We start from the raw sequence: 22,964 nt of genomic DNA, 5'->3' as shown, positions 1-22,964 counted from the left end.
TGCACACTAGGCGAGGCGTACCGGCAGGGTGTGCAGGCCGCGGATCAGCGTGCTGTCCCGCCACACCAGCGTCTCCGGCTCCGCCGCAAGCGCCAGGTTCGGGAACCGCTCCAGCAGCTGCGTCAGCGCCACGTCGAACTCCAGCCGGGCCAGCGGTGCGCCCAGGCAGAAGTGGATGCCGTGGCCGAAGGCGACGTGCCCCTGCGCGGACCGCGTCACGTCGAGCCGGTCGGGGTTCTCGTAGCGCTCGGGGTCCCGGTTCGCGGCGATCAGCGACACCATCAGGATCTCGCCCGCGGGCACGGTCACGCCGCCCAGTTCGAGGGGCTCCCTGGTGTAGCGGAAGGTCGCGACGTTGACCGGGCCCTCCAGCCGCAGGAACTCCTCGGTGCTCGCCGGGATCAGCTCCGGGCGGTCCTTGAGCACCTGCAACTGGTCGGGGTTGCGCAGCAACGAGAGCACGGCGTTGCCGATGAGGTTCACCGTCGTCTCGTGGCCCGCCACGAGCAGCAGGAACGCCATCGAGATCAGCTCTTCGGTGTTCAGCCGGTCGCCGGAGTCGTCGGCGTGCACCAGGGCGGAGAAGAACGTGTCGTCCGGCTCGGCGTCGGCGATCGCGGTGACGTGCTGGAACAGGAAGCCGGCCATCGCGTCCGCGGCGGCCTGGATCTGCTCGGGCGTGCCGAACGTCAGCAGCTGGTTCGACCACTCGCGGAAGTCGTCGCGGTTGTCGATCGGGATGCCGAGCAGCTCGCAGATCACCGTGATGGGCAGCGGGAACGCGAACGCCTCCAGCAGGTCGACCTCGTCGCCGTCGTTCAGCTCCGCGATCAGCTCGGCCGCGATCTCCTGCACGCGCGGGCGCATCAGCTCGATGCGGCGGGCGGTGAACGCCTTGGTCACGAGCTTGCGCAGCCGCGTGTGGCCGGGCGGGTCCATGTTGAGCATGTGCACCGAGAGCGAGCGGTCGATCTCGCGGTGCTGCTCGCCTTCGGAGGAGTGCACCGCCATGAGGTGACCACCCTCCATGATGTTCTTGCTGACCTCCGTGGCGGTGAGGGCGATCTTCGCCTCGTCGTACCGAGTCACGAGCCAGACCTTGAGCCCGCGCGGCATGCGGACTTCCCGCACGGGGCCCTCGGCACGCAGCAGGTCGTGCGCTGCGTGCGGGTTCTGGACGTAGTCGTCGGGCAACTGGGTGAGTGTGGTCACCTCACCCAGTTAACCCCGTTCACTGAAGCCTCGCCACTACCGCTGGATGGTGATCCCGCGGATCGTCTTCAGATCGCCGAAGAGCGACGGCGTCGTGTTGACGCGGTAGTTGTCCACCACCAGCACCTCCTTCGACTTGTCGCGCTTCTGCACCTCCAGGTGCACGGCGACCTGGCCCGCGTGGGACTTGAGCGTGATCTTCAGTTCCTCGATCAGCTCCGGCGTCAGCATCTTGGTCTGCAGCCCGAGGACGAGCGGCGGCTCCGCGTCCGGGTTCATCTCCGCGTCGCTGATGTCGAGCGGGACGACACCGTCGCCGAAGATCGCCATCTTGTCCTCGCGCCAGTTCACCCGGCCCTTCACGCACACCGCGGAGTCGAGCTCCAGGTCGTCGCGCAGCACCTCGTAGGCCTTCGGGAAGAACAGCACCTCGATGGAGGCGTCCAGGTCCTCGATCACCGTGATCGCCCACGGCAGGCCGTTCTTGTTCACCCGGCGCTCGATCGACGAGATCATGCCCGAGACGATCAGCTCGCCTTCCTTGGGCGGGTCGTCGAGCACGACGGCGATCGGCCTCGGTGCGAACTTGCGCAGGATCCGCTCCGCGCCGTCGAGCGGATGCGAGGAGACGTACAGGCCGAGCATCTCCTTCTCGAGGCTCAGCATCTGCTTGCGCGGGTACTCCTCGGCGCCGAACTTGAGGTGCGCGAGCGGCGAGCTGCTGTCGTCCTGGTCGTCGGCGCTGTCGCCGCCGAACAGGTCGAACTGGCCCTCGGCCTCCTTGCGCTTGATCGGGACGACGGCGTCGACCGCGTCCTCGTGCACCTGGATCAGCGCGAGGCGCGGGTGGCCGAACGAGTCGAACGCGCCCGCCTTGATCAGCGACTCGATCACGCGCTTGTTGCAGGCGACGAGCTCGGACTTGTCCATGAAGTCCGTGAAGGACGTGTAGGCGCCCTTCTCCTTGCGGGACTTGATGATCGACTCGACGACGTTCGCGCCGACGTTGCGGATCGCGCCCAGGCCGAAGCGGATGTCCGTGCCGACCGCGCTGAACCGCAGCGCCGACTCGTTGACGTCCGGCGGGAGCACCTTGATGCCCAGCCGGCGGCACTCCGCGAGGTAGACCGCGGACTTGTCCTTGTTGTCACCGACCGACGTGAGCAGGGCGGCCATGTACTCGGCGCGGAAGTTCGCCTTGAGGTACGCGGTCCAGTAGGAGATCAGGCCGTACGCGGCGGCGTGCGACTTGTTGAACGCGTAGCCGGCGAACGGGAGGATCGTGTCCCACAGCGCCTGGATCGCCTCGTCGGAGAACCCGCGCGGGTCGGCCCGCATACCCGCCTGGAAGCCCTCGAACTCCTTGGCGAGGACCTCGGCCTTCTTCTTGCCCATCGCCTTGCGGAGCACGTCCGCGCGCCCCATGGAGTAGCCCGCGACCTCCTGGGCGATGAACATGATCTGCTCTTGGTAGACGATCAGGCCGTGCGTCTCGCCGAGGATCTCCTTGAGCGGCTCGGCCAGCTGCGGGTGGATCGGCTTGACCTCTTGGCGGCCGTTCTTGCGGTCCGCGTAGTCGTTGTGCGCGTTCACACCCATCGGGCCGGGGCGGTACAGCGCGCCGACCGCGACGATGTCCTCGAACGACGTCGGCTGCATGCGGCGCAGCAGGTCGCGCATGGGGCCACCGTCCAGCTGGAACACGCCGAGCGTGTCACCGCGGCCGAGCAGCGCGTACGTCTCCGGGTCGTCCATCGGGAGCGTGTCGAAGTCCGGGACGGCGTCCTTGCCCCGGTTCATCTCGATGTTCTCGATGGCGTCGCCCATGACCGTCAGGTTGCGCAGCCCGAGGAAGTCCATCTTCAGCAGGCCGATGTTCTCGCACGACGGGTAGTCCCAGCCGGTGATGAACGAGCCGTCGTCGCGGTACCAGAGCGGGATCGAGTCGGACAGCGGGTCCTTCGACATGATGACCGCGCACGCGTGCACGCCGGCGTTGCGGATCAGGCCCTCGAGACCGAGCGCGGTGTCGAAGATCTCCTTCACCTGCGAGTCGGTCTCGAGCAGCGAGCGGACCTCGGCGGCCTCGTTGTAGCGCGGGTGGCTCTTGTTGATGATGCCGTTGAGCGGGATGTCCTTCGCCATGATCGGCGGCGGCAGCGCCTTGGAGATCTTGTCGGCGATCGCGAAGCCCGGCTGGCCGTGGTGGACGCGCGCGGAGTCCTTCAGCGCGGCCTTGGTCTTGATGGTGCCGAACGTGATGACCTGGGCGACCTTGTCGGCACCGTACTTCTCGCTCGCGTACCGGATCATCTCGCCCCGGCGGCGGTCGTCGAAGTCGATGTCGATGTCGGGCATGGCGGTGCGCTCGGGGTTCAGGAACCGCTCGAACAGCAGACCGTGCGGGATCGGGTCGATGTTCGTGATGCCCATCGCCCACGACACGGCGGCGCCCGCCGCGGAGCCGCGGCCGGGACCGACGCGGATGCCGACGCTGCGGGCGTAGTTGATCAGGTCGGCGACGATGAGGAAGTACGCCGGGAAGCCCTTGTCGATGATGACCTTGGCCTCGTAGTCGCAGCGCTCGATGTACTCCTGGGGCACCTCGGAGCCGCGGAAGCGCCACTCGAGCCCGCGCCGGATCTCCTTGCGGAACCAGGACGCCTGGTCCTCGCCCTCGGGGACCTCGAAGTTCGGGATCCGGTCCTTGATGCTCCAGATGTCCTCGTACGACTCGACCATCTCCGCGACGAGCAGCGTGTTGTCGCACGCCTCCGGCAGGTCCTTCCAGATCTGCCGCATCTCCTCGGACGACTTCAGGTAGTAACCGTCGCCGTCGAACTTGAACCGGTTCGGGTCCGTCAGCATCTTGCCGGACTGCACGCAGAGCAACGCGGAGTGCGTGTCCGCCTGGTCCTTGGTGACGTAGTGGCTGTCGTTGGTGGCGAGCGGCGGGATGCCGAGCTTCTTGCTGATCTCCAGCAGGCCGTCGCGGACGCGGCGCTCGATGTCGAGGCCGTGGTCCATCAGCTCCAGGAAGAAGTTCTCCTTGCCGAAGATGTCCTGGTAGTCCGCCGCGGCCTTGAGCGCCTCGTCGACGTGGCCGAGCCGCAGCCTGGTCTGGACCTCGCCGGACGGGCAGCCGGTCGTCGCGATGATGCCGTCGGAGTGCTCCGCGACGAGCTCGCGGTCCATGCGGGGCTTGTAGTAGTAGCCCGTCTTGCTCGCCTCGGTGTGCAGCCGGAAGAGGTTCCGCAGGCCGTCCGCGTTGCGGGCCCACATCGTCATGTGCGTGTAGGCACCCGCACCGGAGATGTCGTCGCCGCGCTGGCCCGGGTCGCCCCAGAAGACCGGCTTCTTGTGCAGGCGGTTGTGCGGCGCGAGGTAGGCCTCGATGCCGATGATCGGCTTGATGCCGGTCTTCGTCGCCGTTTGGTAGAACTCGTCGGACCCGTACATGTTGCCGTGGTCGCTCATGCCGACCGCCGTCATGCCGAGACGCCCGGCCTCCTCGAACAGCGGGGCCACCTTGGCCGCGCCGTCGAGCATCGAGTACTCGGTGTGCACGTGCAGGTGCACAAACGAGTCTGCCACCGGCAACCCCCTTGTGTAGCAAGCGTTTTAGCGCGAATGAGGGACGAACACGTCCGGGCGCCCGCCAACACTACAGGCACCGCTCGCGGCAGCCCCGGATTGGCCTCCGCGATTCGCGAACGCCCCGGCGACACGCCGTGGCGAAGGCCACCGGCCCCGGACGATCTCGATCAGGTACGCGGTGGCACACGCCTCCGCAGCGGCGGGTAGCGTTCTTTTCGTGGTGGTCCCCGATCCCGTAGACGCTCGCCTGCTCGCCGTTCTCGCCGAGTCGGGTCGTGCCGCCGTGCACGAGATCGCCCAGCGCCTCGGCATGGACCCGCGCGAGGCGGCCATGCGGTTGATCACCCTGTCGGGCAGCGGCCTGCCCCTGCTCGTGGGCGTGGAGTGCGACCCGAACGGCGTCCGCCGGGCGCTCGCGAACGCCGCCGCCTACGGCAACTACACGGGCGGCCCGCCGTCCGGGCCGTACGCGGTGCACCAGAGCGGCCCCCACCAGGTCCAGCAGTACGGCCCGCAGGGGCCGGTGAGCCAGCCGTTCCCGGCTCAGCAGCCGCCGCAGTCGACCTGGGGCCCTCCCCAGTCGGCGGGCTGGGTGCGCGCCGACCAGCCGCAGCCCAGGTCCGTCTCGCGGACCGGCAAGATCGGCACGGCGCTGGAGGCGGACAGCCTGGAGGGCGCCCGCCTGTCGATCCAGCTGGTCGAGGTCGTCGACCCGGCCGACTTCCTCTTCACGGCGGCCGGCTACAAGCTCGCCGACGGGGAGCGGTCCGTGGTCGTGCACACCGAGGTGACGAACACCTCGCAGGTGCCGTACACCTCGCTGCCGGACATGTACCTCGTGCTGGTGACGAAGACCGGCGAGACCGTCACGAAGGCCCCCGTCTCGCTGTCCTCCCGCCCGGCGCACAAGCTCGGCGTGCAGCCCGGCGAGACCGCGGGCGGGCACAGCGTCTTCGTGCTGCCGGACGCGACCGAGATCATCCAGGTCCGCTGGAGCGTCCGCCCCGAGGTCGACGTGAACACCCTGGTCTGGACCGTCGACGACTAACCCAGGACGTCCAGCGCCTCGGCGTGCACGCCCGGCGCCGCCGCCAGGTACCCGGTGCTGGTCAGCGTCCACGGCCCGCCGTCGAGATCGGTGACGACACCGCCCGCTTCCCGCACGAGCAGCACACCCGCCGCGTGCGCGCGCACGTTGTCGTACTGCCAGTGCACGTCCATCCGTCCGGCGGCCACCTGGGCGAGCTGGTGCGTGACCGGCACGGAGATCCGGACGTAGAGGGCTTTCTTCGCCATCGCCGCGTACGACGCGCCCACCCGGTCGGCCATCTCCGGCCCCTGTCCCGGCTGCGCCTGCCCGGTGCCGGCCAGCGCGCCGTCCAGGGACGTCTTCTCCGACACCCGCAGCCGGACGCCGTTCAGGAAGGCGCCCTCCCCCTCGACCGCCGTGCAGGTCTCGTCGGACAACGGGAAGTGCAGGACCGCGAGCACCGGGCGGCCGTCGCGGACCAGGCTGACGCCGATGTTCCAGTCGGTCATGCCCTGGACCGCGTTCATGTTGCCGCCGACCGGGTCGACGAGCCACCACTCGCCCGGTCCGAGCTCCCCCGAGCCGTGTTCGTCGTCGAGCCAGCGGGCTTGCGGGCGGATCTCCGCGAGCGCGGGCTTCAAGACGTCGACGACGGCGGCGTCGTTGGCGCGGACAGCCGCGACGAGCTCCTCGAGAGAGGACGTGCGCGACTCGGTCGAGTAGCGCTTCAACATCCGCGCCCCGGCTGTGCGGACGGCGGCGGTGGTGGCGGCGAGCATGGTTTCCTCCAAGATTGTCTGTCATGCAAGCGGATCTGAACCTGCTGACCGTGCTGGACGCCCTGCTCGAAGAGGGCAGCGTGATGGGGGCGGCGCAGCGGCTGCACCTGTCGTCGCCGGCGGTCAGCCGCACGCTCGGCCGGATCAGGAAGGTGACGGGCGACGACATCCTGGTGCGGACGGGGCACACGATGACGCCGACGCCCTACGCGCTGGCGATCGCCGACGAGGTGCACCGGCTGGTGCGGCAGGCCAACGCCGTGCTGGCGCCGAGCCGTGAGCTGGACCTGGCCGCGTTGGACCGCACGTTCACCGTCCAGTGCCACGACGCCCTGGCCTCGTCGGTGGTGCCGGCACTGGTCGGCAGGATCGCGCAGCAGGCTCCCGGCGTGCGGCTGCGGGTGCTCGCCGAGCACTCCGCCGACACCGGCGACCTGCGGCACGGCCGGGTCGACCTGGAGCTCGGCGGTGGTGCTCCCGACCTCCCCGAGTTCCGCTCGGAGACGCTCGGCACCGACCCGCTCGCGGTCGTCGCGCGGTCCGGCCACCCGTGCACCGAACTGGACCTGCGCTCCTACGCCGAGCACCCGCACGTGCTGGTCTCCCGGCGGGGACGGCTCACCGCGCCGATCGACGACCTGCTGGCCGCGCAGGGCCTGCGGCGGCGGGTGATCGCGACCGTGGCCACCGTGCACTCCGCCCTGCAGATCGCGGCCGCGAGCGACGCGCTGGTCACCACCACGGCGATCCTCTGCCGCCCGCTGGTCGAGGCGTTCGGGCTGGTCACCCACCCGTTGCCGGCCGAGTCGCCGGAGGCGCCGGTCAACTGCAACTGGCACCAGCGCTACGACTCCGACCTCGCCCACGCCTGGCTGCGCGACCAGGTGCGGACGACCGTCCAGGACGTCCTAGGCCGCTAGCGGCAACGCGACCGCGCCGGCGAACCGCGGCTGCTCGGCCTCGTCGAGCATGGCCGCCGCGACGGTGCCGCGGCTGATCTTGACGCCCAGGTCGAACGGCGGCGCGGCGTCGAGACCGACCGTGCGGCCGGGACCGGACGGTTCGTCGCTCAGCACGCCGGCGTGGAAGACGGTGCCGCCGGCGGCGAGCACGGCGTTGTCGGCCGCGACCTTGTCGGGGATGCGGTCGCCGAAGAACTTCCACAGCACCTCGGCCCCCGGACCCGCCGCGTCGGCGGACGGACCCGTTCCGTAGGCGCCGAGCCAGACGATCCGGCGCGGTCCGGCGGCGATCACGGCGCGGGCGCCGTCATGCAGCACGCCGGGCACGTCGGCGCCGAGGCCGGACACCACGACGGAGTCGGGGAAGACGACCGCGGCGATGCTCGCGGGGTCCGTCACGTCGCCCGCCACCTTGCGGAGGTTCTCGTGGTCGAGGCTGATCCGCCGCGGGTCGCGGGCGACGGCCGTGACGGTGTGGCCGCGGTCGAGGGCCTGCCGGGCCAGCGCGAGACCGGTCCGTCCGGAGGCGGCGAGAACGATGAGGTTCATGCCGAGAACGCTAGGGAGCACACCGGTTGACATCAAGTGCAACGTCGTCAACAGGTGATTTACCCAGAAGCAATCAGCCCTCGTCGCGCAGCTTCTCCAACGACGCGGCCAGGTCGTCCGGGTAGTCCGAGGTGTAGGTGACCCACTCGCCGGTGCCGGGGTGGTGGAACCCGAGCTGGCGCGCGTGCAGCCACTGCCGCGACACCCCGAGGCGTTTGGCGAGCGTCGGGTCGGCGCCGTACGTCAGGTCGCCGACGCACGGGTGGTGCAGCGCCGAGAAGTGCACGCGGATCTGGTGGGTGCGGCCGGTCTCCAGGTGCACCTCGACGAACGACGCCGCGCGGAACGCCTCGATCACCTCGTAGTGCGTGATGGAGGGCTTGCCGGAGTTCATCACGGCGAACTTGTAGTCGTGCTTCGGGTGGCGGTCGATCGGGGCGTCGATGGTGCCCTTGATCGGGTCCGGGTGGCCCTGCACGATCGCGTGGTAGACCTTGTCGACGGTCCGCTCCTTGAAGGCGTGCTTCAGCGCGGAGTAGGCCGACTCGGACTTCGCGACGACCATGACACCGGTCGTGCCGACGTCGAGCCGGTGCACGACGCCCTGGCGCTCGGCGGCACCGGACGTGGCGACGCGGTGGCCCGCGGCGGCGAGCCCACCCACCACGGTCGGCCCGGTCCAGCCCGGCGACGGGTGCACGGCGACACCGACGGGCTTGTCGACGACGATGATGTCGTCGTCCTCGTGGATGATCTCCAGGCCCTCGACGGGGATCGCCTGCACGGTGATCGGCTGCGGCGGCGCCGGCAGCGTGATCTCGAGCATCGCCCCGGCCGTCAGCCGGTCGGACTTGCCGACGACGCGGCCGTTGACCAGCACCTCGTCCGCGTCGGCGATGGCAGCGACGACCGTGCGCGAGAGGCCCAGGAGCTTCGCGAGGCCGGCGTCCACGCGCATGCCGTCCAGACCGTCGGGAATCGGCAGCGTTCGGTATCCGCTCAAGCGGGGTCCTCGACCTTCTTCTCCTTGTGAACCGTCCCGTCGTAGTCGTGCTGCAGGAGCGCCAGCACGATGATCGCGGCGCCACCGCCGACGATCGCCATGTCGGCGACGTTGAACACCGGCCACACACGGCCGAACGGGTCGAAAAGCGACAGGAAGTCCACCACGTGGCCGCGCATCGGCCCCGGCTCGCGGAACAGGCGGTCGGCGAGGTTGCCGACGGCACCGCCCAGCACCAGGCCCAGGCCGACGGCCCAGCCCTGCGAGCGGAGGTTGCGCGAGATCCAGAGGATGAACCCGACGACGCCCAGCGCGATCAGCGCCAGGATCCACGTCCAGCCCTCGGCGAGACCGAAGGCGGCACCGGGGTTGCGGACGAACGTCAGGTAGAGCGCGCCCCCGAAGATCTTGATCGGGTCGGCACCCTCGAGGAACGCCACGGACAGGACCTTGGTGAGCACGTCCAGGGCCAGCACGCCGGTCGCCAGCACCGCGAGGAGCGTGGTCTTCGGCTCCGGCAGCGAGCCGGCGATCGAGAAGCCCTCCTCGTCGTCCTCCACCTCCGCGGGGGACTCGGCGGGTTCCTCGGCCGCGATCGCGGCCGCCTCAGCCGTTCCGGGCTCGCTGACCAGCACCTCGGCAGGCGGTTCAGCGGCCTTCCCGGAGACCTTCTCCGCGGCCTTGGACTCGTCACTCACCAGGTCATTGTCCACTACCGGGACTACGCGAGGAACGGCGGCAGGGTTCGGCCGTCGTCCTCGGGCACCCAGCGGCCGTCGAGCCGGGTGTAGGTCCACTTCGGACCTTCGGTGACGAGCGTGCGCAGCGCCGCCACCAAACGGTCGACGTGCTCGGCCGTCGTGCCGAGGCCGATCGACGCGCGCACGGCACGCTGTTCGTGCGATCCGGCCTTCTTGACCAGGCGGCTCACGATCACGTGCGCGCAGAACGCGCCGTCGCGGACACCGATGCCGTACTCGGCGGACAGCGCCGCCGCGAGGAAGCCCGCGTCGAAGCCGTTGATCGTGAAGCTCACGACGCCGACCTTGTCGGCGTCGGTCAGGATCGACAGCTCGCGGAAGCCGGGAACCGTGCGCAGGCCGTCCCGCAGGCGCGTCAGCAGTTCCTGCTCGTGCGCGACCGTCTGCTCCCAGTGCCGCGACAGGATCTCGCAGGCCGCCGCGAGGGCGTGCACGCCGACGACGTTCGGGCTGCCGGCCTCGTGCCGCTCGGGCACGGCGGACCACGCGACGCCCAGGCGGTCGCCGTGGTCGGTGACCTTCGAGGTCGCGCCGCCGCCGACGAGGTACGGCTGGGCCTGCTGCAACCAGTCGGCACGGCCGACCAGCACGCCGGCGCCGAACGGCGCGTAGATCTTGTGCCCGGAGAAGGCCACGTAGTCGACGCCCAGCTCACGGGCGTTGATCGGGCGGTGCGGGGCGAGCTGCGCGGCGTCGAGCGCGATGCGCGCGCCGTGGTGGCGGGCGACCTTCGCGAGCTCGGCGACCGGCCACAGCTCCCCCGTGACGTTGGACGCCCCGGTGACGATCACGAGCCGAGGGCCGACCGGGGCGGCGGCGAGAGCCCGGTCCAGCGCCACCACCGCGGCGCCGGACGAAGACGGAGCGGGAACGCGCTGGACGTTCGGCCCGCGCCACGGCAGCAGCGCCGCGTGGTGCTCGCTGTCGAACAGGACGACCGCGGTGTTGCGGGGAACGCTGCGCGCCAACAGGTTCAGCGAGTCGGTGGTGTTGCGGGTGAAGACGACGGCGTCGGAGGGGTGCGCGCCGGCGAACCTGCGGACGCGGTCGCGCGCCTGCTCGTAGACGCGGGTCGAGACCTGGGAGGCGAACCCGGCGCCGCGGTGCACGCTGGCGTACCAGGGCAGCAGCTCGTCGACGGCGTCGCGCACCTCCTGCAGGCAGGGCGCCGACGCCGCGTGGTCGAGGTTGGCGTAGGTGACGCGCTCTCCGGTCACCAGGGGAACCCTCAGGTCGGCGCCGACGACGGCCGGGACGGAAGTGGTGGTTCCAGGGGTGATCGCGAGCGTCATCGAGCTGCCTCCGAGGCCAGGGGCCCCGTGTCGCGAAGGCCCGCGCTTGACCGGCGCCCCACGCGCCGGACCAGGTCCTCACCAAGGGCACCCCACCGCGGTTGGAGGGTTGCCGGCCAGCAAGCTTGGGCTTGACGCTGGCTCTCATGACCTGCCGACGACGTTAGCGGAGGGTGACGCGCTCGTCGACACCCGATTCACATGCTGGGAAGGCTCGCAAACCGATCATTCGCCGGTCTCGCCCTTCCAGCGCGCGTAGCGACCGGCCCTGTCGACGGCTCGAACGCGCCGTTCAGCGGTTTCGCGCGCCTCCTCCGTCGTCACGATGAGCAACTGGTCCTCGGTCTGCAGCCGGGTCGTCGGTTGCGGGGTGAAACTCTTCCCGGCGCGCACCACGAGGCTCACCGTGGCGCCGCTGGGCAGCCTCAGCTCCGACATGTAGACGCCGTGCAGCTTCGACCCGCGCTGGATGTGCACCTGCAGCAGCTCGGCGCCGAGCTCGTCGAGCGGCGAGGAGTCGACCTGGACCTCCAGCGCCTCCCCCGTCTTCACCAGCCCCAGACGGCGCGCGAGGAACGGCAGCGTCGTGCCCTGCACGATCGTCAGGACGATGACCAGCAGGAACACCACGTCGACCAGTTGCCGCGCGCCCTCGACCCCCTGGATCAGCGGGATCAGCGCGAACACGATCGGCACCGCGCCGCGCAGGCCGGACCACGAGAGGAACGCCTGCTCACGCCACGGCACCTTGAACGGCAGCGAGGCCAGCACCACCGACAACGGCCGGGCGACGAACGTCAGCACCACGCCCGCGACCAGCGCGGGGAACAGCACGTCGAGCAGCCGTGACGGCGAGGCGTAGAGGCCGAGCAGGACGAAGAGCCCGATCTGGGCCAGCCAGCCGAGACCTTCGGCGAACGAGAGCGTGTCGGCGCGGTGCGGCAGGCGGGCGTTGCCGAGCACCAGCGCCGCGACGTAGGTGGCGAGGAACCCGGAGGCGTGCGCGAGATCGCCGGCCGTGTAGGCCATCACGCACACGGCCACGGTGGCGAGCGGGTAGAGACCGGTCGAGGGCAGCGCCGCGCGTCTCAGCCCCGCGGCGCCGAAGACGCCCAGCAAGATGCCGATCAACGCTCCCGCGCCCAGTTCGTAGAGCACCAGCAGCGGCGCGGTCCACGAGATCCGGTCCGCGGACGCCAGCAGCACGACGGCGATGTAGACAGGCGCGTCGTTGAGACCGGACTCCAGTTCGAGCGCACCGGTGAGCCGCGCCCCGACACCCAACGACCGCAGGACGCTGAACACGGCCGCAGCGTCGGTGGACGACAGCACCGCTCCCCAGAGCAACGCGATCCGCCAGTCGAGGCCGAGCAGGAAGTGCAGTGCCGTGCCGGTGACGGCGACGCTCACCACAACGGCCACTGTGGACAGTGCGACGCCCAGCCACAGCGAGGGTTTCACGGCGCTCCAGCGGGTGGTGATGCCGCCCTCGGTCAGGATCAGCACCAGTGCGGCGATGCCGAGGGACTGCGTGAGGCCGGCGTCGTCGAACCTGATGCCGAAGACGGACTCGCCGAGGAGCACGCCGATGCCGAGGTACAGCAACAACGAGGGCAGGCCGAGGCGAGTCGACACCCGCACCGCGATCACGGAGATCAGCAGTACGACGGCACCGACACCCAGAACGACCGTGACGTCACCCACCTGGACCATTCTGGTTGATCACCATCGATTCCGACGAATCAGACGAGTCAACAACTCCAGCCGTTCGCCCCTAGCGGGCCCATGCACGACGGAGCATGTTGATCAGTGGCTCAATCCCAACCCTGCACGGAGTTGAACCATGAGGATCCTGATCGCACTGGCGGCCGCCTTGACGGTGGCCGGAGCAACCACGGCGCAAGCCGCCGCACCGTCGGCACTGGCGGCGCCCGACATCAACGTGGCGAACGTGCAAGCCCACCTCAACCAGTTCCAGTCCATCGCGAACGCCAACGGCGGCAACCGCGCCCACGGACGTCCGGGGTACCTGGCCTCGGTCAACTGGGTGAAGGGCAAGCTCGACGCGGCGGGCTTCACCACCCGCGTCCAGTCGTTCACCTACAACGGCGCCACCGGCTACAACCTGATCGCCGACTACCCCGGCGGCGACACCAACAACACCGTCATGCTCGGCGGCCACCTCGACAGCGTCACGTCGGGCCCCGGCATCAACGACAACGGCACGGGCTCCGCGTCCCTGCTCGAGGTCGCCCTGCAGATGAGGGCGACGGGCTTCCAGCCGACCAAGCACGTGCGGTTCGGCTGGTGGGGCGCCGAGGAGCTCGGCCTGCGCGGGTCGACGTTCTACGTGAACTCGCTGAGCACCACCGACCGGTCGAAGATCAAGGCGTACCTGAACTTCGACATGACCGGCTCGCCCAACCCCGGCTACTTCGTCTACAGCGCCTCCGGCCAGCCCTCCGGCTCGCTCGCGCTGCAGCAGCGGCTCCAGGCGGGCTTCACGGCGCTCAACGTCCAGACCGAGCTGACCAGCGTCGGCGGCCGCTCCGACCACGCGGCGTTCGCCCGCGCGGGCATCCCGGTCGGCGGCACCTTCACCGGCGCCGAGGGCGTCAAGACCGCGGCCCAGGCGCAGAAGTGGGGCGGCACGGCCGGCCAGGCCTACGACCGCTGCTACCACCGCTCCTGCGACACCACGGCGAACGTCAGCACCACGGCGCTCGACCGCAACGCGGACGTGATCGCCTCCGCGTTGTGGGCGACCGCCGCCTGATCACCGCTGCCTGATCACCGTTGCCTGATCACTGGGCGGTGAGCACCTGCACGGCCTCGTCGAGCACCGGTTCGACGAGGCCGGGCAGGCTCACCCACATCTGCGCCTGCCCGAGGTAGATGCTGAACGCGATCAACGCCCGCTTCCTCGCGTGGTCCCGGTCGAACCCGAGCTGCATGAACAGCTCCGTGACGTAGCCGATCCGCTTCTTCGCGACCCGCTCGAGAACGGGCGCGATCACCTCGTTGCCCGCCCCCGCCTGCAACGCCATCTCGACCGAGCCCTTGCGGGTCGAGTCGAGCACCATGGTGAACAACGTCTTGAGCTTGTCCTGCGGCGTCCCCTCGGACTCGACGAGCTCGATGACGTTCTCGGTGTGTTCCCGCTCCCACCGCTCGACGGTCGCCCGCAGCAACGCCTCGCGGCTCGGGAAGTGGTGGTAGACGCTGCCCTTCGTGGCACCGGCCCGTGCCGCCAGCGGCTCGATCGCGACGGCGCCGAGCCCGCCTTCCGCCAGCGCTCTCAGCGCTATCTCAGTCCAGTCGTCACGATTCCGCCGCACCACGCTTCCATACGCTACCGTACGGTCCAGGAACATACGGCAGCGTATGGAAGGGACTCCCATGATCAGGAACATCCACACCCGCGACCTCGGCGTGCCCGCGGGCCCGTTCGTCGACCGCGTCCAGGAGCTCTGGCCACCGGCGTGGAGCAAGCTGGAGTTCGACCGGCCGCTGGGAGTCGGCGCCGACGGCGGCCACGGCCCGATCCGCTACCGCTGCACCGAGTTCGTCCCCGGCGAGTCGGTCACCTTCGAGTTCGTCGACATGTCGGGCAGTCACACGCTCTCGGCGTCCGGCACGGTCCTGCGGCACGAGCTGATCGGCCGGTTCGCCCTCGTGGACCGGGTGCGCTGGGCGCTGGCGATCCGGTGGCTGCACGACGCGTGCATGGAGGACCTGTTCGACGCCTGCGAACGCGCGGCGGGCCGGGAACCGAAGGCCCCGGCCCGCTGGTCGTGGTACGTGCGCCAGGTGCGGCGCCTGTTCACGCCGAAGCGTCAGCCACAGCGCGCGTGACGCGGCACGAGGACACCGTCCTTGCGTGCGGCGCCGTAGACGTCACCGTTGTCGGCCAGCACGGATCCGTTCACGCCGGGCGGGGTGTCGAGCTGACCCGGCTCCCGCCACACCGCGTTGTGCTCGTTCTCCCCCGAGACCTGGCCGAGAACGTGCCCGGAGGCGTTCGCGTCGACTGGGCGGGAGAACTCCGGGAAGGTGCGCACGATCTCGCCGTCCAGCCCCCACTCGACGACGGTGCCGGGCTGCTGCCCGTCGTGGGGCGCCGACCTGCCGAAGATCCGGCCGTTACGGATGAAGCCCACCTCCGCCCGGTGGTCCACCGCCAGCGGCTTCAGCGTCGTCCGGTTCCCGTCGCGGTCCCAGACGTGGCTGGACCACTTCTCCGGCGGTCCGTACTCCATCGCGACCACGTTGCCGTCGTCGTCGATGCCCTTCACAACGCGATCGGGCCCGTTGCGGGTGTTCGGCAGCTCCCTGGGTGTCGTGGATCCCGCCGGCCACACCAGGAGCGGGCCGCGCAAGCCCGACATGCCGGCGACGTCGCCGGCGTTGTTGATGTGCTCGCCCCACGACCAGGAGGTGCCGGGAGCCGGTTCCAAGCGCTCCCGGACACCGTTCTCGATCCGGTAGCCGGCGTCACCGACGTTGCTCAACAGGACACCGGAGTCGTTGACATCACCGACCGTTCCGAGCTGCGGGATGAACTCACCGGTCGGCATTCCGTTGCGCCAGACGAACGTCCCCTTTTCGTACGAGGCGTTCTCACCGTGTCCGAGCACCCATTCGCCGCTGTCCGACGCGGCGTACACGCCGTAGAACACGACCCCTGCCGGTACCGGCAGGCCCGTCGTGACCCACTCACACGCAGCGGCGGCGTGCGCGGCAGGCGAACCCACCACACACGCCGCCAGGAACGCCGTGCTCACCACCAGTCCTCTGACCTTCACCATCGCCCCCTCTCAGGCGATGGCGACGTTAGGGACGAGTGCTCACGTATCGATCACGCCTTCGCGACAGCGACCTTCACCTTGGCGCCGTCGCCGACGGTGCCCTCGGACGTGCCCTCACCGAACACCACCGAAGTCGTCAGCGTCTCCGACCGCACGAACGGCAGGTGCGGCTCCACGGCGGCCTTCACCGCGTCCGGCAGCTCCAGCGTCAGCGCGATCCGGTCGGACACGTCGAGCTGGGCGTCCTTGCGGGCCTGCTGCACCACGCGCACGAGGTCACGCGCGACGCCCTCGGCCTCGAGCTCCGGCGTCACCGCCGTGTCGAGCACGACGACACCGGCGCCGCCCGGCAGAGCGGCCGTGGCGGCCGGATCCGTTGCCACCAGGCGCTGTTCGTACTCGCCCTCGAACAGCTCGACGCCCGCGGCCACCACGCGACCGTCCACTTCGGACCAGTCGCCGGCCTTGACGGCCTTGATGACCTTCTGCACGTTCGGCCCGAGGCGCGGGCCGGCGGCACGCGCGTTCACGACGAGCTGGAACTGGCCGTAGGCGTCGACGTCGGTGGACAGCGACACCTCCTTGACGTTGACCTCGTCGCGCACGATCTCGGCGAAGTCCTCCAGCGACGCCGCCACCGGGGAGGCGACCGTCAAGCGCGCCAGCGGGAGTCGCACGCGCAGCTTGTTCGCCTTGCGCAGCGACAACGCCGTCGAGCAGACGTCGCGCACCTCGTCCATCGCCGCCACGAGGGCGTCGTCCGCCGGCACGTCCGACACCGACGGGAAGTCCGTCAGGTGCACCGAACGGCCACCGGTCAGCCCGCGCCACACGACCTCGGTCGTGTACGGCAGCAACGGTGCCGCGACGCGCGTGACGACCTCCAGCACGGTGTGCAGGGTGTCGATCGCGTCCTGGTCACCGTCCCAGAACCGCTGCCGCGACCGCCGCACGTACCAGTTCGTCAGCACCTCCAGGTACTCGCGCACCAGTTGGCACGAACCGGAGATGTCGTAGACGTCCATCGCCGCCTGGACGTCGCGGACCAGGTCGTGCGTCTTCGCCAGCGCGTACCGGTCGAGCACGTTCTTCGAGTCGACGCGCCACGTGCCCTCCTTCCCGGAGGCGTTGGAGTACAACGCGAGGAAGTACCAGGAGTTCCACAGCGGCAGCACGGCCTGGCGCACCGCGTCGCGGATGCCGCGCTCGGTCACGACCAGGTCGCCGCCGCGCAGGATCGGCGACGCCATGAGGAACCAGCGCATGGCGTCCGAGCCGTCGCGGTCGAAGACCTCGTTGACGTCCGGGTAGTTCTTGAGCGACTTCGACATCTTCTGGCCGTCGTCACCGAGGACGATGCCGTGCGCCACGCAGTCGCGGAACGCCGGCCGGTCGAACAACGCCGTCGCGAGCACGTGCAGCGTGTAGAACCAGCCGCGCGTCTGCCCGTTGTACTCGACGATGAAGTTGCCGGGGTAGTGGTCCTCGAACCACTTCGCGTTCTCGAACGGGTAGTGCACCTGCGCGAACGACATCGAGCCCGACTCGAACCAGCAGTCGAGCACGTCCGGGATCCGGCGCATGACCGACCTGCCGGACGGGTCGTCCGGGTTCGGCCGCGTCAGCTCGTCGATGTAGGGCCGGTGCAGGTTGTCCGGGCGCACGCCGAAGTCGCGCTCCAGCTCGTCCAGCGACCCGTACACGTCCGTGCGCGGGAACTCGGGGTTGTCCGACACCCACACGGGCAGCGGCGAGCCCCAGTACCGGTTGCGGGAGATGTTCCAGTCGCGCGCGTTCTCGAGCCACTTGCCGAACTGGCCGTCCTTGATGTGGCCGGGCACCCAGTTGATCTGCTGGTTGAGCTCGACCATCCGGTCCTTGAACTGCGTGACCGCGACGAACCACGCCGACAGCGCGCGCTGGATCAGCGGGTTCGCACACCGCCAGCAGTGCGGGTACGGGTGGTCGTAGGTCTCGTGGCGCAGCAGCAGGCCCGCTTCCTTGAGGTCGCGGATGATCAGCTTGTTCGCCTCGAAGACGTGCACGCCCTGGTACGGCGCCACTTCCGCGGTGAACTTGCCATCCGGCCCGACCGGCACGACGACCTCGATGCCCGCCGCGTCCGTCACGACCTTGTCGTCCTCACCGAACGCCGGTGCGATGTGGACGATGCCCGTGCCGTCGTCGGTGGTCACGTAGTCGGCCGTGAGGACCTGGTGCGCGTTCTCGCGCCCCACGAAGAAGTCGAACGGCGGCAGGTACTTCTTGCCGGCCAGGTCCGAGCCCTTGTGGCGCGCGACGACCTCGGGCTCCTCGCCCAGCTCACGCGCGTACGCCGCGACGCGGGCCTCGGCGAGCAGGTACCTGTCGCCGTCGGAGCCCACCACGGTCACGTAGTCGACGTCCGGGTGCACGGCGGCGGCGAGGTTGCTCGGCAGCGTCCACGGCGTGGTCGTCCAGACCAGGGCCTTCTCACCGGACTCCAGGCGCAGCGCGACCGTGACGGCGGGGTCCTGCCGGTCGCGGTAGGCGTCGTCCATCTTGGTCTCGGTGTTCGACAGCGGCGTCTGGCAACGCCAGCAGTACCAGAGCACCCGGAAGCCCTCGTAGATCAAGCCCTTGTCCCACAAGGCCTTGAACGCCCACATGACGCTTTCCATGTAGTCGAGGTCGAGCGTCTTGTAGTCGTTGTCGAAGTCGACCCAGCGGGCCTGGCGCGTCACGTACTCACGCCACTGGTCCGCGTACTGCAGCACGGACGTGCGGCACGCCTCGTTGAACTTCTCGATGCCGAGCTCGTCGATCTCGTGCTTCTGCGTGATGCCGAGCTGCTTCTCGGCCTCGTACTCGGCCGGCATGCCGTGCGTGTCCCAGCCGAACCGGCGCTCGACGTGCTTGCCTCGCATCGTCTGGTAGCGCGGCACGACGTCCTTGACGTAGCCGGTCAGCAGGTGGCCGTAGTGCGGCAGCCCGTTCGCGAACGGCGGGCCGTCGTAGAAGACGAACTCGTTCTCGCCGTGCTCACCCGCCGGGTTGCGGTCGATGCTCGCCTGGAAGGTCTCGTCGTCCTTCCAGTACCCGAGCACGTCCTGCTCGAGGTTCGGAAAGGACGGCTGCGCCGGGACCTCGTTCGCTCCGGCCCTGGGGTAGGCCATCTCCACTGCTCCTCGCGGTCAGATGCGACACGCGAGGACGACACGCCGATGTGGCTCGGCCTGCCGCGGTACCACCCCGCTTGCTCGTCCTCGTGCTGACGAGCCTCTCGTTCTTCGGCTGTGACGGGCCGGTCCCGTCCGGTTCTACTGGGGCTCGCGCCTGTTCTTCCGGAGGCTCCCCGGTGATGGCCGGATCGGTGCCTGTGGGTACAGGGTACGCCGGGCGCGCAAACGGGATGTGCGCCGGTTCGCTTCCGCCTTCCGGCCGGTGGCGAGCCCTATGCTGCCCCGATGACGTTGCCCATCGCGTTGTCGGTCGTGCTGGCCTTGCTGTTCGTGGCGACGGGCGCGGGCAAGCTCTTCGGGGCGAAGGCCTCACTCGAGGCACGCGACCACTTCCGGATGAACCCGGCGTTGTGGCGCACCATCGGCGCCCTGGAGTGGGCCGGCGCGGCGGGTCTCGTCCTCGGCCTGGTGACGTGGCAGTGGGTCGCGCACGCCGCCACCGCCGGCCTCGGCCTGCTGATGGTCGGCGCCACGATCACGCGCCTGCGGTTCGACTCGAAACCGACCGGCGTCGTCGTGGACCTCGCGCTGCTGGCGTTGCTGAGCACGCTGCTGTTCCTGGACCGCTGAGGAGCCAGGCCACCGGGCGCGATCAGTCGCCGAGGCCGGGCCTCAGCCCGTTGATCAGCAACCGCACGAGGTGCCGCACGTCGTAACGCACGCCCTTGGCAGCATTCGCGCCGGCGCAGATGCTCCCTACCGCGCGCATCAGCTCGTTCGGGTCTTGGCCGGGCACGATCTCCCCCGCCGCCGCGGTCGCCTCCAGCAACCGCGTGCAGACGGGGACGAGGTGCTCGAGGAAGTAGTCGTGCAGCGGGTCGTAGCAGGCCTCGCCGGACTGCAGGACCGACGCGAGCCCCTGCTTGGTGACGACGAAGCCGACGAACTGGTCGATCCACCTCGTCAGGGCCCGGTGGGGGCTCGCCTCGGCGGCGAGCAGGGCGGGGCCTGCCTCGGAGAGCGCTTCCACCTGCGAGCGGTAGACGGCCACGATCAGGTCGGCCCGCGTCGGGTAGTGGCGGTAGATGGTCGCGGTCCCCACACCGGCGCGGGCGGCGATCTCGCGGATCGACGCGTTGACGCCCGAGGTGACGAACACGGCGGCCGCGGCCTCGAGCACGCTCCCGGCGTTGCGGCGCGCGTCGGCGCGTCGCTGCGGGGATCCCGCGGTGCCGGGGGCGTCGCTCACAGCCTTGATCCTAACGACCGGCACCCGCCGGGGCGGACGCCCGCGCCGAGGCCTGAGATCCGATGTCGAGCAGCATCCCGGCCAGTTCGGCGGGCATGGTGATCATGCAGTCGTGGCCCGTCGCGAGCTCCCGCACGTCGGCGGGGTCGCCGTTCGGCTGCACGGCGGGAACCGGACGGAGTTCGACGCCGGGGGGCGTCACCGTGCAGTGGACGTGCGTGCGCGGGATCGCGGCCAGGGCGGGCGCGTCCATGGCGACCGGTTCCCGCAGGCACAGCGCGGACTGGTCGGAGACCATGGTGTTCAGCCACGCGATGTCGGCGTCGTCGGTGAGGCCGAACAACCCGAAGGGCGCGGGCGGCGGGGGCACCCGCCAGTCGCTGCCGATCATGTCGCGCATGATCGGCAGGACGTCGAGCGCGCTCTCGCCGTCGGTGGGCACCATGGCGTCGAGGTAGACGAGGCGCGCGATCCGTTCCGGCACCTCGTTGGCCACGCCGGAGATCACCATGCCCGCGTAGCTGTGCCCGACCAGGACGACGTCGGTCAGGTCCTCGCCGACCAGCAGCCCGACGACGTCGGCGATGTGCGTGCCGAGGCCGACGTCCGGGCTCAGCAGGTGCCGGGTCTCCCCGTAACCGGTGAGCGTCGGAGCGAACACCCCGCTCCCGCTCGCTCCCAGCCTCGGCACGACCCGTGCCCAGCACTGACCGCTGTGCCATGCCCCGTGGACAAGTACGTACGTCACCGCCACAATCTCTCCTCACGCAAGTGGGACGCTGTCCCGTTACTATATGGGACAGCGTCCCACTTGCGTGGGACAAGGAGGTGCCACAGCGGCACGAGGAAGAAGAAAGGCCCTGGCCGTCACCGCGGCCGGATGCCGGCGGCGATCAGGGGGACGCGTCCCGCAGCCGGGCGCGATGGCGCGACACCAGCGTCGAATCGGGACCACACAGGGCACACGGGGTGAACTGCAGTTGCCGTGCCTCCTGCACCGGGAGGCCGACGGTAGGCCTCCCGGCGAGCCAGGAACACGAGCTCAGGTGATACCGGGGCCGTTCGTCCAGCACCCGGACCTCATCCACCAGATCGGCCACGACGAGCAGGTCCGCCGCGTCGGTGTCCTCTTCCGATGGTTCCTCGTCCGCGGGGGGCATGTCGGCGACCGCCGACCCGACCACCCGTTGATCATCTTCTACGGCTAGTTGATCTACACTCTGCGCGTCGGCTGCGGGGTCCCCCGGACGCCGCCGCCACCAGTCCCAAGCAAGGACCAGGGCGGCGAGCACGCTCGCTCCCACGGACGACCACGCCCAGATGTTGTCGGACGTGGTCAGCGCAGGTACGAGCAGCCCGAGGGCAGCCAACACCAGAAGTAGAACTACGAAGAGCACCTAGCGAACAGTAGTTCAGCCCGCTTCGGCGCGTGCGCCGAACGAGTAGCCCTGGGAACGGCCCTCGGACGGAGCGGCCGGGCCGCGGTCCTGGAGGTCGCGCAGGGACGACTCGAGCATGGTCTTCAGTCGCGTGCGGTACTCGCGCTCGAACGTCTGCAGCTTGTCGATCTGCTTCTCGAGCGTGTTCTTCTCCTGGGTGATGTTGCCCATCACCTCGGCGTGCTTGCGCTGCGCGTCGCGGTCCAGCGCGGTGGCCTTCTCACGGGCCTGCCGCTCCAGCGTCTCCGAACGCGTGCGCGCGTCGTTCAGCATGGTCTCGGCACGCGTGCGCGCCTCGTTGACCATCGTGTCGGCCTTGGCGCGAGCCTCGGACAACAGCTGCTCGGACTTCGTGCGGGCCTCGGACAGCATGCCGTCCGCTTCGGCCTTCGCCTCACCCGTCAGCCGGTCCGCCATCTCCTGGGCGAGACCCAGGACCTTCGCGGCCTGCACGTGGTGGTCTCCGCCACCACCGGGGGACGTCTGCTCCATCACCGTGGGCGGCGGGACCGGCGCCAGGCGGCGCGGCTCCTCCACCGGCATGCGGCTCGTCATGGGGCCGGAGGAAGCCTTGGCGCGCGCGTCGTCGAGGTCTGCGCGCGCGGTCTCGAGCTGCTGGTCGAGCTGCTCGACCTGCTGACGGAGGTCGTTGTTCTCCTCGATCAAGCGGGCCAGCTCGCCCTCAACCAGGTCGAGGAACGCATCAACCTCGTCCTCGTTGTAGCCCCGCTTGCCAATCGGTGGCTTGCTGAATGCAACATTGTGCACATCAGCGGGGGTCAACGGCATCGGATCACCTCTCGCACTCCTGGGCTGCGGTCATCCCACGGTTCCCCGTCACCTGGGATCTGCGAATCGCATCAGAATGATAACGACCAGCCACAGCACAATAATCGATAGGTCCAGCCCGACGCCTCCGATCCGCACAGTCGGGATCACCCGACGGAGTGCACGAACCGGTGGGTCGGTGACCGTGTAGACGGTCTCAAGCGTCACGGCTACGCCGCCCGCTGGGCGCCACTCCCTCGCGAACGTCCGCACCATCTCGACCACGACACGCGCGGTCAGGAACAGCGAGAACGCGAAGAGGACGTAGAAGATGACGAGACGGATCGGGTCCAC

General features: G+C 69.7%; 21 protein-coding genes and 1 riboswitch. Of the genes, 5 read left to right on the top strand and 16 right to left on the bottom strand.

All coding sequences use genetic code 11. From position 1 onward, the window contains the following. Window positions 1–6 precede the first annotated feature (6 nt). Together BLQ91_RS06360 and dnaE are read right to left on the bottom strand one after the other, a co-directional pair. Window positions 7–1,212, bottom strand: coding sequence for a cytochrome P450 family protein (locus BLQ91_RS06360; RefSeq protein WP_245733165.1), 1,206 nt, complete (start codon window positions 1,210–1,212; stop codon window positions 7–9). Between the two features lie 36 nt (window positions 1,213–1,248). After that, window positions 1,249–4,761 (bottom strand): DNA polymerase III subunit alpha, encoded by a 3,513-nt coding sequence (gene dnaE, locus BLQ91_RS06355; protein WP_245733233.1) that lies wholly within the window; start codon window positions 4,759–4,761, stop codon window positions 1,249–1,251. Window positions 4,762–5,026: 265 nt separating this feature from the next. Here dnaE and BLQ91_RS06350 point away from each other — a divergent pair, with 265 nt between their 5' ends. Then, entirely contained in the window at window positions 5,027–5,857 is an 831-nt protein-coding gene (locus tag BLQ91_RS06350) for an AsnC family protein (RefSeq protein ID WP_090095638.1), read from the top strand. On the opposite strand, the gene BLQ91_RS06345 is transcribed toward BLQ91_RS06350, so the two are convergent. Beyond that, window positions 5,854–6,618: an inositol monophosphatase family protein gene (locus BLQ91_RS06345; protein WP_245733163.1), complete on the bottom strand. Its 765-nt coding sequence runs from the start codon at window positions 6,616–6,618 to the stop codon at window positions 5,854–5,856. The genes BLQ91_RS06350 and BLQ91_RS06345 overlap by 4 nt on opposite strands. 23 nt (window positions 6,619–6,641) lie before the next feature. Here BLQ91_RS06345 and BLQ91_RS06340 point away from each other — a divergent pair, with 23 nt between their 5' ends. After that, window positions 6,642–7,538: a LysR family transcriptional regulator gene (locus BLQ91_RS06340; protein WP_090095636.1), complete on the top strand. Its 897-nt coding sequence runs from the start codon at window positions 6,642–6,644 to the stop codon at window positions 7,536–7,538. On the opposite strand, the gene BLQ91_RS06335 is transcribed toward BLQ91_RS06340, so the two are convergent. The 5 genes from BLQ91_RS06335 to BLQ91_RS06315 all read right to left on the bottom strand — a co-directional run bounded on the left by BLQ91_RS06335 (window position 7,527) and on the right by BLQ91_RS06315 (window position 12,889). Continuing rightward, window positions 7,527–8,129 carry an NAD(P)-dependent oxidoreductase gene (locus BLQ91_RS06335; protein ID WP_090095635.1) on the bottom strand — a complete coding sequence of 201 codons (603 nt, stop codon included), beginning with the start codon at window positions 8,127–8,129 and terminating at the stop codon, window positions 7,527–7,529. The two genes, BLQ91_RS06340 and BLQ91_RS06335, sit on opposite strands and share 12 nt — an antisense overlap. Window positions 8,130–8,202: 73 nt before the next feature. After that, window positions 8,203–9,087 (bottom strand): RluA family pseudouridine synthase, encoded by an 885-nt coding sequence (locus tag BLQ91_RS06330; RefSeq protein ID WP_090096037.1) that lies wholly within the window; start codon window positions 9,085–9,087, stop codon window positions 8,203–8,205. 41 nt (window positions 9,088–9,128) lie between these two features. Beyond that, complete coding sequence (gene lspA / locus BLQ91_RS06325; protein ID WP_245733161.1) at window positions 9,129–9,830, bottom strand: signal peptidase II; 702 nt, start codon at window positions 9,828–9,830, stop codon at window positions 9,129–9,131. Window positions 9,831–9,853: 23 nt separating this feature from the next. Then, window positions 9,854–11,185, bottom strand: a complete 1,332-nt coding sequence (locus BLQ91_RS06320; RefSeq protein ID WP_090095633.1) for an aminotransferase class V-fold PLP-dependent enzyme — start codon at window positions 11,183–11,185, stop codon at window positions 9,854–9,856. Between the two features lie 37 nt (window positions 11,186–11,222). Then, window positions 11,223–11,337, bottom strand: a riboswitch (SAM riboswitch). A gap of 73 nt (window positions 11,338–11,410) precedes the next feature. Next, entirely contained in the window at window positions 11,411–12,889 is a 1,479-nt protein-coding gene (locus BLQ91_RS06315; RefSeq protein ID WP_090096036.1) for a potassium/proton antiporter, read from the bottom strand. A gap of 139 nt (window positions 12,890–13,028) precedes the next feature. On the opposite strand from BLQ91_RS06315, the gene BLQ91_RS06310 reads away from it, so the two are divergent. Then, window positions 13,029–13,961, top strand: coding sequence for a M28 family metallopeptidase (locus tag BLQ91_RS06310; RefSeq protein WP_090095632.1), 933 nt, complete (start codon window positions 13,029–13,031; stop codon window positions 13,959–13,961). A gap of 28 nt (window positions 13,962–13,989) precedes the next feature. Here the strand turns inward: BLQ91_RS06310 and BLQ91_RS06305 are convergent, their stop codons facing one another. After that, on the bottom strand, window positions 13,990–14,526 hold the full coding sequence (locus BLQ91_RS06305) for a TetR/AcrR family transcriptional regulator (RefSeq protein ID WP_245733159.1): 537 nt from the start codon (window positions 14,524–14,526) through the stop codon (window positions 13,990–13,992). A 58-nt stretch (window positions 14,527–14,584) separates the two neighbouring features. On the opposite strand from BLQ91_RS06305, the gene BLQ91_RS06300 reads away from it, so the two are divergent. Next, the gene (locus BLQ91_RS06300) at window positions 14,585–15,040 is read left to right on the top strand and encodes a hypothetical protein (RefSeq protein ID WP_090095630.1); all 456 of its coding nucleotides are present in this window, start codon (window positions 14,585–14,587) and stop codon (window positions 15,038–15,040) included. On the opposite strand, the gene BLQ91_RS06295 is transcribed toward BLQ91_RS06300, so the two are convergent. Continuing rightward, window positions 15,022–15,993, bottom strand: coding sequence for a hypothetical protein (locus BLQ91_RS06295; RefSeq protein WP_090095629.1), 972 nt, complete (start codon window positions 15,991–15,993; stop codon window positions 15,022–15,024). The genes BLQ91_RS06300 and BLQ91_RS06295 overlap by 19 nt on opposite strands. A gap of 50 nt (window positions 15,994–16,043) precedes the next feature. Beyond that, a complete protein-coding gene (ileS, locus tag BLQ91_RS06290; RefSeq protein WP_090096035.1) occupies window positions 16,044–19,148 on the bottom strand; it encodes an isoleucine--tRNA ligase in 3,105 nt (1,034 codons plus the stop codon). Between the two features lie 291 nt (window positions 19,149–19,439). Here ileS and BLQ91_RS06285 point away from each other — a divergent pair, with 291 nt between their 5' ends. Next, window positions 19,440–19,784 (top strand): DoxX family protein, encoded by a 345-nt coding sequence (locus BLQ91_RS06285; protein ID WP_090095628.1) that lies wholly within the window; start codon window positions 19,440–19,442, stop codon window positions 19,782–19,784. A 22-nt stretch (window positions 19,785–19,806) separates the two neighbouring features. Here the strand turns inward: BLQ91_RS06285 and BLQ91_RS06280 are convergent, their stop codons facing one another. From BLQ91_RS06280 to BLQ91_RS06260, 5 genes are all read right to left on the bottom strand, one after another. Continuing rightward, complete coding sequence (locus BLQ91_RS06280) at window positions 19,807–20,403, bottom strand: TetR/AcrR family transcriptional regulator (RefSeq protein ID WP_090095627.1); 597 nt, start codon at window positions 20,401–20,403, stop codon at window positions 19,807–19,809. A 10-nt stretch (window positions 20,404–20,413) separates the two neighbouring features. Next, the gene (locus BLQ91_RS06275) at window positions 20,414–21,157 is read right to left on the bottom strand and encodes an alpha/beta fold hydrolase (RefSeq protein WP_090095626.1); all 744 of its coding nucleotides are present in this window, start codon (window positions 21,155–21,157) and stop codon (window positions 20,414–20,416) included. Window positions 21,158–21,296: 139 nt separating this feature from the next. After that, window positions 21,297–21,800, bottom strand: coding sequence for a hypothetical protein (locus tag BLQ91_RS06270; RefSeq protein ID WP_090095625.1), 504 nt, complete (start codon window positions 21,798–21,800; stop codon window positions 21,297–21,299). A 15-nt stretch (window positions 21,801–21,815) separates the two neighbouring features. Then, window positions 21,816–22,631 carry a DivIVA-like cell division protein Wag31 gene (wag31, locus tag BLQ91_RS06265; RefSeq protein WP_089917266.1) on the bottom strand — a complete coding sequence of 272 codons (816 nt, stop codon included), beginning with the start codon at window positions 22,629–22,631 and terminating at the stop codon, window positions 21,816–21,818. 48 nt (window positions 22,632–22,679) lie between these two features. Further along, window positions 22,680–22,955, bottom strand: a complete 276-nt coding sequence (locus tag BLQ91_RS06260) for a YggT family protein (RefSeq protein WP_089950699.1) — start codon at window positions 22,953–22,955, stop codon at window positions 22,680–22,682. Between the last annotated feature and the right edge of the window lie 9 nt (window positions 22,956–22,964).

It is taken from the genome of Lentzea jiangxiensis, from assembly GCF_900104175.1.
Classification (GTDB): Bacteria; Actinomycetota; Actinomycetes; order Mycobacteriales; family Pseudonocardiaceae; genus Lentzea; species Lentzea jiangxiensis.
The sequence above is the reverse complement of the archived record's forward strand: the minus strand, read 5'-3'. Positions and strand labels throughout refer to the sequence as shown.

Coding starts and splice junctions, on each gene's coding strand:
- BLQ91_RS06310 (WP_090095632.1), top strand. CDS start 13,029: ATGAGGATCCTGATCGCACTGGCGGCCGCCTTGACGGTGGCCGGAGCA.
- BLQ91_RS06285 (WP_090095628.1), top strand. CDS start 19,440: ATGACGTTGCCCATCGCGTTGTCGGTCGTGCTGGCCTTGCTGTTCGTG.
- BLQ91_RS06345 (WP_245733163.1), bottom strand. CDS start 6,618: ATGCTCGCCGCCACCACCGCCGCCGTCCGCACAGCCGGGGCGCGGATG.
- wag31 (WP_089917266.1), bottom strand. CDS start 22,631: ATGCCGTTGACCCCCGCTGATGTGCACAATGTTGCATTCAGCAAGCCA.
- BLQ91_RS06335 (WP_090095635.1), bottom strand. CDS start 8,129: ATGAACCTCATCGTTCTCGCCGCCTCCGGACGGACCGGTCTCGCGCTG.
- BLQ91_RS06320 (WP_090095633.1), bottom strand. CDS start 11,185: ATGACGCTCGCGATCACCCCTGGAACCACCACTTCCGTCCCGGCCGTC.
- BLQ91_RS06295 (WP_090095629.1), bottom strand. CDS start 15,993: ATGGTGAAGGTCAGAGGACTGGTGGTGAGCACGGCGTTCCTGGCGGCG.
- BLQ91_RS06330 (WP_090096037.1), bottom strand. CDS start 9,087: ATGCGCGTGGACGCCGGCCTCGCGAAGCTCCTGGGCCTCTCGCGCACG.
- BLQ91_RS06340 (WP_090095636.1), top strand. CDS start 6,642: ATGCAAGCGGATCTGAACCTGCTGACCGTGCTGGACGCCCTGCTCGAA.
- BLQ91_RS06300 (WP_090095630.1), top strand. CDS start 14,585: ATGATCAGGAACATCCACACCCGCGACCTCGGCGTGCCCGCGGGCCCG.
- ileS (WP_090096035.1), bottom strand. CDS start 19,148: ATGGCCTACCCCAGGGCCGGAGCGAACGAGGTCCCGGCGCAGCCGTCC.
- dnaE (WP_245733233.1), bottom strand. CDS start 4,761: ATGCTCGACGGCGCGGCCAAGGTGGCCCCGCTGTTCGAGGAGGCCGGG.